This is a genomic window from Methylobacter sp. Wu1 (assembly GCF_036553575.1).
Taxonomy (GTDB): Bacteria; Pseudomonadota; Gammaproteobacteria; order Methylococcales; family Methylomonadaceae; genus Methylobacter.
This window is the reverse complement of record NZ_JAZHOC010000016.1, coordinates 1-12,864: the sequence shown is the minus strand read 5'-3', so window position 1 is coordinate 12,864 and position 12,864 is coordinate 1. Positions and strand designations below refer to the sequence as shown.

12 protein-coding genes are annotated in these 12,864 nt (G+C 53.9%); 5 read left to right on the top strand and 7 right to left on the bottom strand.

The features are described 5' to 3' along the window. Positions 1-188 precede the first annotated feature (188 nt). From V2P20_RS01165 to V2P20_RS01155, 3 genes are all read left to right on the top strand, one after another. Positions 189-665 carry a MarR family transcriptional regulator gene (locus V2P20_RS01165; protein WP_331815168.1) on the top strand — a complete coding sequence of 159 codons (477 nt, stop codon included), beginning with the start codon at positions 189-191 and terminating at the stop codon, positions 663-665. 316 nt (positions 666-981) lie between these two features. Continuing rightward, a complete protein-coding gene (lexA, locus tag V2P20_RS01160) occupies positions 982-1,623 on the top strand; it encodes a transcriptional repressor LexA (RefSeq protein ID WP_331815165.1) in 642 nt (213 codons plus the stop codon). Positions 1,624-1,638: 15 nt separating this feature from the next. Next, a complete protein-coding gene (locus V2P20_RS01155; protein ID WP_194971237.1) occupies positions 1,639-1,788 on the top strand; it encodes a hypothetical protein in 150 nt (49 codons plus the stop codon). A 208-nt stretch (positions 1,789-1,996) separates the two neighbouring features. Here V2P20_RS01155 and mmoC read toward each other — a convergent pair whose 3' ends face one another. Together mmoC and hcp are read right to left on the bottom strand one after the other, a co-directional pair. Then, positions 1,997-3,031 carry an aromatic/alkene monooxygenase hydroxylase FAD-binding subunit MmoC gene (gene mmoC, locus V2P20_RS01150; protein WP_331815160.1) on the bottom strand — a complete coding sequence of 345 codons (1,035 nt, stop codon included), beginning with the start codon at positions 3,029-3,031 and terminating at the stop codon, positions 1,997-1,999. Between the two features lie 68 nt (positions 3,032-3,099). Further along, positions 3,100-4,770 carry a hydroxylamine reductase gene (hcp, locus tag V2P20_RS01145; protein WP_331815158.1) on the bottom strand — a complete coding sequence of 557 codons (1,671 nt, stop codon included), beginning with the start codon at positions 4,768-4,770 and terminating at the stop codon, positions 3,100-3,102. A gap of 181 nt (positions 4,771-4,951) precedes the next feature. On the opposite strand from hcp, the gene norR reads away from it, so the two are divergent. Further along, complete coding sequence (gene norR, locus V2P20_RS01140) at positions 4,952-6,487, top strand: nitric oxide reductase transcriptional regulator NorR (protein WP_331815155.1); 1,536 nt, start codon at positions 4,952-4,954, stop codon at positions 6,485-6,487. A gap of 37 nt (positions 6,488-6,524) precedes the next feature. Here norR and V2P20_RS01135 read toward each other — a convergent pair whose 3' ends face one another. Together V2P20_RS01135 and V2P20_RS01130 are read right to left on the bottom strand one after the other, a co-directional pair. After that, the gene (locus V2P20_RS01135; RefSeq protein WP_331815152.1) at positions 6,525-6,959 is read right to left on the bottom strand and encodes a hypothetical protein; all 435 of its coding nucleotides are present in this window, start codon (positions 6,957-6,959) and stop codon (positions 6,525-6,527) included. A 412-nt stretch (positions 6,960-7,371) separates the two neighbouring features. Next, entirely contained in the window at positions 7,372-7,635 is a 264-nt protein-coding gene (locus tag V2P20_RS01130; protein WP_194971610.1) for a hypothetical protein, read from the bottom strand. 482 nt (positions 7,636-8,117) lie between these two features. On the opposite strand from V2P20_RS01130, the gene V2P20_RS01125 reads away from it, so the two are divergent. Beyond that, positions 8,118-9,653 carry a hypothetical protein gene (locus tag V2P20_RS01125; RefSeq protein WP_331815147.1) on the top strand — a complete coding sequence of 512 codons (1,536 nt, stop codon included), beginning with the start codon at positions 8,118-8,120 and terminating at the stop codon, positions 9,651-9,653. A gap of 188 nt (positions 9,654-9,841) precedes the next feature. Here V2P20_RS01125 and V2P20_RS01120 read toward each other — a convergent pair whose 3' ends face one another. The 3 genes from V2P20_RS01120 to V2P20_RS01110 form a co-directional block, all read right to left on the bottom strand. Beyond that, a complete protein-coding gene (locus V2P20_RS01120) occupies positions 9,842-10,705 on the bottom strand; it encodes a dioxygenase (protein WP_331815144.1) in 864 nt (287 codons plus the stop codon). Between the two features lie 710 nt (positions 10,706-11,415). Beyond that, positions 11,416-11,715, bottom strand: coding sequence for a contact-dependent growth inhibition system immunity protein (locus tag V2P20_RS01115; RefSeq protein WP_331815141.1), 300 nt, complete (start codon positions 11,713-11,715; stop codon positions 11,416-11,418). Positions 11,716-11,727: 12 nt separating this feature from the next. Beyond that, positions 11,728-12,537, bottom strand: a complete 810-nt coding sequence (locus tag V2P20_RS01110) for an RNase A-like domain-containing protein (protein WP_331815139.1) — start codon at positions 12,535-12,537, stop codon at positions 11,728-11,730. Between the last annotated feature and the right edge of the window lie 327 nt (positions 12,538-12,864).

Below are 12,864 nucleotides of genomic sequence, written 5' to 3'. Positions count from 1 at the left end.
GCCGTGATAAATGCTCAGCTTCAGCCTTATGGCTGGCAAGCCTTGCCGTAAAAATGAATGGATTTGTTTTCGGAGAGAAAAACCACAATTTTTTTAAGAAATAACAGCCAAAAACATTAAAAAACTTGAGGTTATTATCAATCAAGGTTACCATTTAGTTCTAACTATAACTATTATATCTGAACATTATGAATTCGCCATCAACATTTCCAAGCGTGCTGCGCGAGTTGGCGCGGACGCATCAGACTTTTTTGGCCTACGCAGCCTCTCATGTGCATACATTGGATCTGACGCTGCCTCAGTTCGATATCATCCTGACCCTGGGCAATACGGCCGGCATGACCTTCAAACAGCTGGGCGAGAAGACCATCATCACCAAAGGCACTTTGACGGGCATCATCAACCGTCTCGAAGATAAAGGACTGGTTGAGCGCATGGCTTCCAGGACGGACGGCCGCAGCCAGATCGTGCGGCTGACGACGGCTGGCGTGGCCCTGTTCAAGCGGGCTTACCCCGAACATCTGGAATTCATCTACCGGATATTCAATGATTATTCGCCGGAAGACGTCGCGGCGCTTGAATCGGCTCTACTGCGGCTACATAAAGCAGTCACGGCGGCGCGTGACGAGATGAACAATAAACCGATTGATGAAACCAGCGAATAGGCGATCACAGCGCCATTCCTGCCTGTTTTTTAATAGCCGCACGAATTCATAAAGCGGGCCTTTGCTTATCGGCGCGGGCCCTGCGCCAATTAATTCCGCCGCTCGGCAGAACATGTCGGGAGAGGCGACCGCAATTTATCGCAGAATCAGCACCGGATGCGGACCGAGGCTTACAGCTTCATCGGCAACGCACCAATAACTGCTTGATCCATAATGCAATCAGTGAGAGCCTGTCATTTTGTTCTCTTTTTGTTCTCTTTTTCTGGCATTTTGGGCCATTTTTGGTAAGCTGACAAAAAACGAAAAAGGAACGACGATGCATCAATTGACCCGGCGACAGCGGCAAATCCTTGATTTCCTGCGCAACAATCCCGACAAATTTCCGTACCCGCCAACACTGGACGAACTTTGCGCGGCGCTGGGCATGGCCTCCCGGGGCTCTCTGCACAAGCATATCTCGGCCTTGATCGAAGCGGAACTGGTGGAACCGCTTTCAGGCCAGAAGCAAGGCGGCATCCGCCTGACCATCAAGGCGAAACGCAACGAGGACGAGGGCGAGGGCGAGCAGCGCCTGCCGTTTGTCGGCAAGATTGCCGCCGGCAAGCCGATCGAAGCCGTCGAACATGTCCATTACATGGCCGTGCCCGAAGTCCTGAGAAGCGACAAGCCCTGCTACGTGCTGCAGGTCAAAGGCGATTCGATGATCGAGGCCGGCATTTTCGATGGCGACTGGGTGGTCATCGAGCAGCGCAGCCATGCCCACAACGGCGAAATCGTCGTAGCCTTGGTCGAGAAAACCGAAGTCACCTTGAAATATATCGAACAGGCACCGGACAAGGTGCTGCTGATCCCGGCCAACGCCAGCCTGGCCGCAATGGCTTACCACCCGGAGCAAATCGAAATTCAGGGCGTACTGGTCGGGCAAATGCGCAGTTACCGTTCATCACTGATTAAATAAAGGGGGAGAACCATCATGACAAGAAGAATTCATATGCAGGACCAGGTCGGCGCCAACAAGATCGAGGAGATCATGCGCCATGACTACGGTCAGTGCGCCATGGAACAGTGGGCACTGAAGTTTGCGCTGATTGGGATGTTTCTGTTGCTGGGCGTATCCTGGTAATTGATATCATGCGCGGGCTGCTTTTTTATGCCGCCCGCCACGCCAGGCAGGAGCAAAACACAGCTCCTGCCTGGCTCAGATGAATTTCATATCAAAAGTCCGCGCATCAATCACCTTTAGCGCCATCCCTCCCGACCGGTAAAGCGGCGCACAGCCTTAGCCGATGCGGCTGCCCGAGGCGAGTTACGACAAGCTAAATGCCAGAGCATCAAGCCGGCAGGAATCTTTCGCTGAACACCTGCTCGACCGGCACGCCTTGAGCGCGGGCAGCCGCTTCGGCGGCCTCAATCAGGGCGGGCGGTCCGCAGAGGTAGATGTCGGGCCGGGCATTCAGGCCGTCCAGGTCCTGAGCCAGCGCATCCACCGGCGTGCCGCAAAAGCCCTGCCATTCCTGGTTCGGCTTCCACACGCACAAGATCACCTGGAGCAGAGGCAGCTCCGCCTTTAACGCCTCCAGCTCCGTCAGGCAGAACAGCTCTTCGACACGGTTGACGCCGAAATAGAGCCGGGCCGGATGTGGTTCCTGAAACTCGGCCATACGCCGGAGCATGGACAGCATGGGCGCCAGCCCGGTGCCGCCGGCCACGAACCAGCGCGGCCTCAGGCCGTTTTCGCTCAGGCCGAAGGCGCCTTGGGGGCCGTGCACGATCAGCGTCTGACCGGCATGGGCCTGTTCCCGCAGCCAGGTGGAGAAAAGCCCGCCGGGCTGGAGGCGGATCAGGAATTCCAGCTGCCCTTCCCAATTGCCCGTGTTGGCAAGCGAGTAGGCGCGTCTGATGGCCTGCCCCGGCACTTCCAGTTCCATGAACTGGCCGGGCTCGAATTCGGCCACGCTGCCGCCGTCGTCGTCCGGCGCGAGCTGCAACATCAGGCGCACGGTGTTTTCGCCGACCGGCTCGATGGCGGCAATTTCGGCGTTGCGGCGCCGGATTTCGCCCAGCAGGATGCGGTCATGGTCAAAAGGCAGGGAGACGCTCAGGTCGCTGAGCGGCGAGGTGCGGCAGAGCAGGATGCCGCCGCGCTCCGCCGCGCCGGCCGGCAGTGCGGCGGGATTGTGCTCGCCCAGGCTATAGTCGCCGCGCGTGACGTCGGCATAGCAGGCGCCGCAGCTGCCCTGGCGGCATTGGGAAGGCAGCACGATGTGCGCGTCGGCGGCGGCCTCCAGCAGGTTCCGGTCGTCGTCGCAATCGAAACGGAGCTGCTCTCCGTCGCGGGTCGTGAGTTCAATAGTATGAGTGCTCATGTTTTCTTAGGCTCCAAACAAGACTGATACGGCCGGGCGCGCGCGAGCGTCCCGGCCATCCTGCGCAATCAGGCGGCTTTCGGCGCCAGCGCGGCGTCGATATCGGCCTGGGCCGTGGTGATGGGCTGGATCCCGAACCTGTCCACCAATGCCTGCACGAGATTCGGCGTCAGGAAAGCCGGCAGCGTAGGCCCGAGGCGAATGTTGCGGATGCCCAGCGCCAGCAGTGTCAGCAACACGGCGGCGGCTTTCTGTTCAAACCAGGACACCACCAGCGACAAAGGCAGATCGTTCACCTCGCAGTCGAAGGCTTCGGCCAGCGCGGCGGCCACCTTGATGGCGGAATAGCTGTCGTTGCACTGCCCCATGTCGAGCAGGCGCGGAATGCCGCCGATAGCGCCGAAGTCATGCTGATTGAAACGGTACTTGTTGCAGCCCAGCGTCAGCAAGACGGTATCATCGGGTGCTTTCTCGGCGAACTCGGTGTAGTAGTTCCGGCCGGGCGCGGCGCCGTCGCAGCCGCCGATCAGGAAGAAGTGCCGGATGGCGCCGGATTTCACCGCATCGATGACCTGGTCCGCGACGCCGAGCACGGCATCACGCCCGAAACCGATGGTGATGGTTTTCTCGGCCTCGGCTGTTTCCTTGAAACCGGGCAATGCTCGCGCGGCCTGGATCAAGGGCGCGAAATTCTTGTCGCTGATATGGCGCACGCCGGGCCAGCCTACCGGGCCGGCGGTAAAGATGCGCTGACGGTACTGGGGCTGCGGCTCGATGATGCAGTTGGAGGTCATCAGAATGGGGCCGGGGAAGTCGGCAAAGTCCTGCTGTTGATCCTGCCAGGCGCCGCCGTAATTGCCCGCCAGATGCGGATAGGCCTTGAGTCTGGGGTAGGCGTGGGCGGGCAGCATTTCGCCGTGCGTGTAGATGTTGATGCCGGTATCCAGGGTCTGCTCCAGCAGCGCCGCCAGATCGCCCAGGTCGTGGCCGGACACCAGGATGGCTTTGCCCGGAATCGGAGTCACGCGCACCTGGGTCGGCTGTTGCGCGCCGAAGGCGCCGGTGTTGGCGGCATCCAGCAATTCCATCACGGACAGGTTCAGAAAGCCCAGGGCCAGAGACTGGTTGAGCAGGGCATCCGCGTCTGTGGGCTCTGAGCTCAGGAAATCCAGCGCATCCTCGACCCCGGCGTAGACGGCATCGCTTTCCTTGCCCAGCACATGAGCATGATGCGCGTAGGCGCAGACGCCCTTCAGGCCATAGAGCACCAATGACCGCAGTCCGATAATGTCGGGCCCCACCTGCTCGAATCCGGCATTGATGCCCACGTCGGCGGCTTGTCTGAGCAGACCCTCCGTGTCGGCCGCAGGCTGCCAGGCGGCTGGGCCGGTGAGGCTTTCAGGCGCTTTGCCCGCCGCCAGCGCAGCGGCTTCATAACGGGCCTTGACCCGGTCGCGTATCGAGGCGGTTTGCTGCAACAGCACGGTGAAGCGGGTGGCGTTGAAGTTGACGTTGGTCAGCGTGGTGAACAGCGCATACAGCATGAAGCCGCCGGCGTCGTTATCGGGCGCATTCAAAGCGCGCGCGCGTTTGGCGTATTGGGCGATGCCCTTGACGCCGTGGATCAGCAAGTCCTGCAAATCGGAAGTGGTGGCGTCCTTGCCGCACATGCCTTTGGCAGACGCACAGCCGCTGGCGGTTTCTGAGCGGTAGGTCTGTTCGCATTGGTAACAAAACATCGGATGATCTCCTTGAGCTGGTTGAGTGAAACAATTTTCAAACCAACTTCTGCACTAACTGTGCCAGAAACACGATATTCGCGCCGGGCCTTTAAAACCTTACGCTTTGTACATGATTTAAGGTATAGTTGTCTTATTAACATCACTGCATAGTTGTGTTTTTAACAACCTGGTTATCACTATGACGACAAATACCTTTCTCACTTCGTTGATTTCAGTGGTCGCGGACCTTTCGACGCATATGCCGCCGGAGCAGCGCTATCAGCGCCTGTTGCAGCATTTGCGCCAGACTTTCCCATGCGATGCATCAGCCTTGCTGAAACTGGAAGGCCGCCATCTGGCGCCGCTGGCCGTCAGCGGACTGTCGGAAGATACGCTGGGGCGGCGTTTTGTCATTGATGAGCATCCGCGGCTGGCGCGGATTCTGGCTTCGAATCAGGCCGTGCGCTTCGCCGCCGATTCCGATTTACCCGACCCCTACGACGGGCTGATCGAGGCGGAGGACAGCCGGCTGCTGGTGCATGACTGCATGGGCGTCACACTGTTTATCGACGGCGAACCCTGGGGCGTCCTGACCCTGGACGCGCTGAATGCAGGCACATTTGACGGCATCGACCCTGTGCAATTCAACGCCTTCATCAGCCTGACCGCCGCGTCGGTCAAGGCCGTCGGGCTGATTTCGTCCCTGGAGCAGCGGGTCAGCTATGTCACCCGCACCCTGAACAGACAAAATGCCGGACACAATCTGATCGGCGAAAGCGAAGGCATGCGGGCACTGCGCAATGAAATCTCCATCGTGGCGCCTTCGGAACTGGCGGTATTGATTATGGGCGAGACGGGCGTGGGCAAGGAACTGGTCGCCCAGCGCATTCACCTGGAATCGACGCGCGCCGACCAGGTGATGGTGTACGTCAATTGCGCGGCGCTGCCCGAGAGCATTGCCGAGAGCGAGCTGTTCGGGCACAGCAAAGGCGCATTTTCCGGCGCCGTCAGCGAACGCGCGGGCAAATTCGAGCTGGCCGACGGCGGCACGATTTTTCTCGATGAGATCGGCGAACTGCCGCTTTCAATCCAGGCCAAACTGCTGCGCACGCTGCAAAACGGCGATATCCAGCGCGTCGGCAGCGATCGGCAGATCAAAGTCAATGTCCGCGTCATCGCCGCGACCAACCGCGACTTGCAACAGGAAGTCGCCAACGGCCTTTTCCGTTCCGACCTTTATCATCGCCTAGCGGTTTATCCCATGCACGTTCCGCCCCTGCGGGAGCGGGGAAAAGACGTGCTGCTGCTGGCCGGCGCCTTCCTGGAAAAAAACCAGCAGCGCCTGGGCGTCAAGAAACTGCGCCTGGACGCGGGCGCGAAAAAAGCGCTGCAGGACTACCGCTGGCCCGGCAATGTCCGCGAGTTGGAACATTTGCTCAGCCGAGCCGCGCTCAAGGCGGCAACCCGGGGAAACCGCCAGTCGGATATTATTACTCTATCCGCCGCCTACCTGGACATAGCACCGGATTCGCCGGAAGGATCAAGCAGTGTATTAGCGGATGTCTCGATCACCTCGGCGCCGCCGATGGATTTCAAAGGCGCGGTTGATGAATTTCAGCGCCGGCTTGTCCAGCAACAAATCGCCTTGCACCAAGGCAACAGGGCGGCCGCCGCACGAGCGCTCGGGCTGGATCGAGGCAATTTTCATCGTCTGCTGAAACGTCTGGCCATTTAATAATTGAGCGATAATCAAGCGCGGCTTGCAGGACGGCTTATATATCCATGAACATCATCGGAAGGCCATAAGTCAGAACAAAATAGCTGAATGCGGCAACAATGCTGATGCTCATTCTGAACGAAAACATTTGCCGTAAAATGTAACTGATAATGGAGATATACCATACGACCAGGCATGACGCCAATCCCATGGATACCTCTTCCCGGTGTTCGTAATGTTCCATTACCATTACCAGGTCCAGCACTTCAGCGCCGATCGCCAGCGTCATGATAAAGTTTTCGCAAATGAAAATAGCCGTAAACAACTGGCCGAAATAATGCCATTTTCTCATGAACAGCAATAAGGTGGCGATAGACGTAAAAGCCATGACAGTCCGCAACAGCACTTCCAGCGTGCCGTCGGCGGGATCGGCGATCAGGCTTTCGACGATAATCCCCGACACCAGATAGAAGGCGATGGCTTTCCACATGAATGATTTGTGGGGATATAAGTCAGCGGGATTGTTTGCGAACCAGCAAAGCGCGAGATATTGAAGTAGCAAATTCATGGTAAAAAACTGTCTGGATAGACCTGCTTTGCACAACAGTAACTTCACAGTGACATTGAAGCATCGCAAGTGTGAACAAAATTCAAAACAGGATGATAGTGAATCACAACCACCTTAAATTATAAGCGGGGCACATGATAACAGAAACTCATATATGTTGTGTGGGATTGCCCTGTTCGAGAGCGATAAACGTATCCCTGGCAAACAATATAGGGAACATTAGTGCTGGATTCGGCTAAGAATAATTTTCCGGTTTGTCGATGAAATCAGCGCTTATGTAGAAGCGGCTTAAGTCGCCCCACACAATGTTGCTGCTCTCCTTATCCTTAAAAAATCAGGCCAATTCGACGCCGGCAATTTCTCCCTGATCATTCAATATCAACCGCAGACGGCCATAACAGGGTTTCTGATCGCCCTGACAACCGGAGCCTTCCATGATGCTTTCGAGAAAAGTCACATAGATCAACAGACTCTCGGGCTGCCGCTCGATGATCTCATAATGGATCGACTCGTTTATGATCCCGCCGTTCTGGCTGCAAAAAGCGGCCAATTCCTTACAATTTTGCAGCAGATGAGTAATGGCTAAAGCTTCAGACATGGTTTTGCACCTCTCTTTTATGTCTCATAGGGTCCAGATTGCAGATTTTCCGCATGGCTGGCATTTTGAATTTAAGCGAGCTACCAAAAAAGCGGACTTTACCTTGTAAAAGCGGCCTTGAGTAGAAAAATAAGCGTCGCATAGCGGTTACAAAGACATTGCCTTTTCTGCTAACATCCGCAAAAAAGGCTAGCGTCTTTCCCTTCTATACATGATCCCGATCATCATGAAAATATCACGCAGAATAGCCGCGAATAAATCAAAGAAGCCGGACATCTTATCGGTTTGAACTGATTTCAAATTCAGCCTGAATATCAAATGCAGGAACGCCCCCCGTTGCGCTTGCATTATGCCAATCCAGATCTTTCCGAACTGGCGTAAAATAAGGCCGGGATTGTTAAATAAGCGCGTTTATTAGCAAGCGGGCCTAACATTTTCTAAATTCGAAATTTTATAAAAAAGTATGTAGGAACAGACGCACGATGACTGTCGAACACTTGATTTACCTTGCGGTGCAGCTTCTTGGAACCGGAGCCGTATTATTCCTCGCCTATCAGTCCTTCCAGAAACGCCGGATTCAGTTAGGCGCTGAGCCGACGCTTCCCCAATACTTTATCCGCAGAAGCACTTACTGGATAGGGACCGCATCTTACTGCGCCCTCATGGCAGCGCTTTACTGGCTGCTTACCTGGCAGTGGCTGCCTTTGGAACCGCTGGTGACGCTGATCGTGAAAAACCTCCGCTCCGGGGAGCTGGTGAATCTTCTGCATGGCCTGGACGGAAACACCATCATCCCTTTGATCGCCGCCGGATTGTTTCTTTTTTTGCTGGCGCGGGAAAGCAAGTTTAATCCTTTGCTTATTTTGAGGGACAGTATCCACGACGCGTTCGCGACGCCGGCAAAAGCGGTTGAGATCTACAACGCGCTGATTAACTCGAGATTGTCGGCCGTCGACGACAGCCTTAAAACGCAAATCGCCAATCGTCTGCTGGTGTCGAGCTTCGATCCCGGCGATTTCGAAAAATCCAGCGCTACGGTCGAGTATAAATGGGCCCATAATTGCCTGCTTTTCGACCAGATACAGGATTACGCCAACCAATCGTCTTTTCGCCGTCTGTTCACCGAACCGTCTCTGAAATGGGGGGAAATCTGTATCTCCTATAACGCGATGTCGGAAAAAGTGGCGGTCTGGAAGAAAGCGGAACCGCACTATACCAAGACAATCAATCTGATAAAGGAGCTTGACCACCTCACCAGCCTGCTCTGCCGCCTGCTCGCCTCCCTGGTCGTATTCGGGAGCGCAAGCGAGAATGACATGTGGGCAACCGTGAAGCAGCTCGGCGGCAAAGCCCATGAAGCCCGCCTGAAGCACACCTATAAATATGTTCTGCTTTTTACGGCTGCCACCGCTGTCGGAGTCATCCTGGGCCGGGAGATTTCAGTCCTGCTGCATAATGCCTTCCTGTTTCCGGACAAGCCGCTGCCGCACTTCAGTTACACCACGCTCCGGTGGATCGCCTATGCCATTCCGATGTATGTCCTCCCGATAGCGCTCGTCTTCATTTCACGGTCGCTCACCTTCAGGCGCCAGCGGGAGCAGGCCGATCGATACTACGGATTTTATATGGCAATGATGATAATGGGCTTCATTGTCAGCACCATGGTATCGGTGCTTGTCCTCGAGCTGACTTTTTACCGCCGGGAGCACTTCGATTTTCTGGACAGCTTCCTGGATCATATGCGCTGGGGAATCCTGCCGGCGCTCATGTGCGGCTTTGTAGCTTACCGCATGGATACGCCGGCAAGCGAATTGGAAACTTTAAGCGACCTCATTACAGCCGCGGCATTGCGCTTTCTCGGCTGGGGATCAGTCGCCGTCATCATCATGCTGTACGCGACCGACGATTTGACCATCCAGGAGTCGAACCTGCGTTTTACCCTTGTCGGCACGGCTTTCTTCGTGATCGGTCTTTTGGGAGCGGTTGCCCGTTTCAAAACGGCGGGGCCGGAGGATTAGCTGTCCATCCAGTGTTTAACCTGAGAGAGTCTGGTAGGATGCGGTGAGGCACGAACCGCATCGCTCGAGTTATTCTCCGGCCATTGCCGGAAATAACTCGAGCGCATCACCCCAACTTTCAGGATAAATCCATTCGCGCCATCTCTGTGAAAACTGGAATAAGGCCATTCTTTAACGCATCTTGCGTGTTAAGCAGGAATCGGTGCTTTCGGCATGGTCGAGATACCTCGCTTAAGCGGAAAATCATAGGTGAGACGAAAGGCATCCCCTTCCTGCTTCAAATCGCCGACCATGTTCTGGCTCGCCGTAAAAACGACATCGTCTTCAATGTCCGGATCCCCTTTGACAAAGATTTGCGTGACGAGCGTTTCATAGCCAGGCGCCGACACGATGACATGGATGTGCGCCGGCCTGATGGGCGGCCGTTTGGCGATCTTCAGGAATTCGCCTACCGGGCCATCGTCCGGGATGCGATAAGTGGTCGGCATCAGTGCGATCAGCTCGAAAGTCCCGTTTTTATCCGTTCTGAAACGGCCGCGCAGATGGTAGTCCGGCTGTTGCTCATCCTGGTTCTCATACAGGCCATTGGCCGCGGCTTGCCAGATATCGAGGATCGCCCCTTCGATAGGTGCGTTATTCTCAAATTCGAATACCCGCCCTGAGATTCGGACGCGAGCGCCCGGCGCATCGTCGCTGGCAATGGAAGCGCCTCGTTCGCGGAAAGGAGCGTCAGCACGAAAGAAAGGCCCCAGCAGCGCAACCCCCACCGGTTGTTCCTGTTCTCCATGATTGAGTATTTCAATCAATTGACTCAGGCCCATGACGTCGGCAAAAAAGAGGAATTCATTTCCGAGAGGGCTGGTTTTCTCGGCCATTCTTTTCATGAAATCCCAGGCAAACTCCCATTCCTGGTCGGTCACCTTCATCTCTTTAACACAGGCGTGCAGGTGTTTGATCAGGATCGAGATGACGGATTTGAGCCTTGGGTTATCGATATCCGAGTAAGCCTTCAGCACTTTCTCAGTGAATTCTTGATTAGGCGAGGTGCTCATGATTCACTCCCTCTACAGCTAATGCAGTTTTGATTTCAGACCGGGAAGTGGCGATATAATTCCTTATATCCAGGGCTATAGAATGCCGAGGCACGAAGCGTATCCTATAGCCTTGATCCCGTTATATTCAAAGGCTTCCAAAGGCAGTCCGGCCAGGAGGAAATATTAGCTGTCTTCTTCTATAGGAGGCCACTGCTCCTTTGAGAAATGTTTTAGCAATAGATTAGCAATAGATCAACAGAGCTGGGCGAGTCATCCTGCTGTTTTCTGCTGGAATAAGTGTTTGCAACACTCGATATCGCTTCTTGCAGATCGTTCAAGTACAGCCCCATTTCTTCATCATCTTCGCTCGTTGAAAGCAGTGCCTCAACTTGATTAACCTCATGAGCCAATGCTCGAAGCATAGCTGTAAGAGCGTTTGTGCTTAGCTCCATAGTTTATGCATCTTTGTGAGGAAAGAAGACTACTTGTCCGCCTTCCTTTTCCTTATAAACAATCATCCTAAAGCTGTGCTTGTTATACGGTTACTTTTTACTTGAGGCGCCGCCACTATATTGACTACCCTGAGCGCCCGCATCTCGAATGATGCGGTTCGTGCCTCACCGCATCCTACCGCGCTACCGTGCTGCCAAAATTCAGAAAATTGAAATTTTCCAAATTTGTCAGATGGATTTTTTATTGCTTTTTGATAAACCGGAGGTTCATATGTGTTATGCGCAGCCCAATTGGTGAAAGATTTGTTCTAAAAATTCTCTAGCACTCGATGCAAAGCCTCTTGGGTCAATATCTGGATTAAATTCCCGCTGGAACTCATCGTCTAAAGGTCCTGGATTTTGTTTAAGAAATTCAGTTATTTCACTCTTAAGCAATGATCGTTGTTCTTCTCGACATGAACGGTTAAAGGCAGCGATAATTTCAGGAACTGTTTCTCCTTCAATATCAAAATCTTGGTGAAACCATCCTGACATAAGCTCTCTGAGGCAAGGATAACTATTATTCGATATGCTCATTCTTATATCATTCTATGGTTTGGGATAAGCTGTCAGCACAAAATATATCCGATTTTGTTCTTTCACCTTTCTAAGTACAATTACCATCTTACTCATCTCTTGCATTTGACCAGTGCTACGAATCACCCCTTCACCAATTATGCGGCCAGCATCATAGGGAAAACCTTTGGCTTGACCAATATTTGCAGTCTTTGCCCATTCTTTTATCGCCGGCTTATTGGCTTTTATAGCTTCTGCTACACAGCGTTCTGCATCCTTCAATGTTTTAAACGTAGTTGCAGCTGGTATCTTCGGTTGGTTTGCTAGCCGAAGTCTCAGTTGTGCTTCGGTACGACCAACATGACGCGCAATCGTATGTCCTCCAACTGCTTCTTCGGCCACCAAGCTTATGCCTCCCCTCCGTATTGCAATAGCTCTCGCGAATCCAGCGAAACCAGCGATAAACGGTACACCAATATCCACTGCGGTGCCAATCTGGGAAGCTAATTTCTGGTCCGATCCGAGATGGCTCGCAGTCGCTTCTACTGCTTGGGAAGTCAATGTTGTTCTTGTTCTGCCAGAAACCACCTGCATTATGCCAGCTGATGCAGTGTCTAATCCATGTAGCCCAAGGGTACCACCAGTAATCTTTGTAACTGTTGTGGGTTCTGGCACAAGCAGTAGCGCAGCTCCGCCTATTAGCTCAAGCGCACCCGCTACTAAAGTTATACCGCCCCAAAATCTGTTCGTAAACGTCGCAGATTCTTCTATCGTTTCCTCTTCCAGGATCGCTGCTAGCTGAAGAGGTGTTAAAACTATTTCTATTCCATCTTCCATATTCATGTCGACATCCAGTTATTTTCCAAAAATACAACACTCCTGATTTGCCTAACGTCAAGGGTAATACGCCCCCAAAAGCTCTACGACGATAGGAACAACGCTTTTTGGGCCAAGTTGTCCGCGCTTGGTTAGACTTGGTTTTTCATTGCATTATTTATCAGGGCTACCTCATTAAAAAACCTGTTCCAAAATGTTTTTTAATACGGCGTTGTCCCATCCTGCGGTTTTCCGCATCAATTTAATGCTCGTCCGCTTTTTTTGGGCTTGCCTGATCATGTTAAGCGCCGCATGGCGAATAATGGCCACATTGGTTGGCGCATTGTCTTTGCG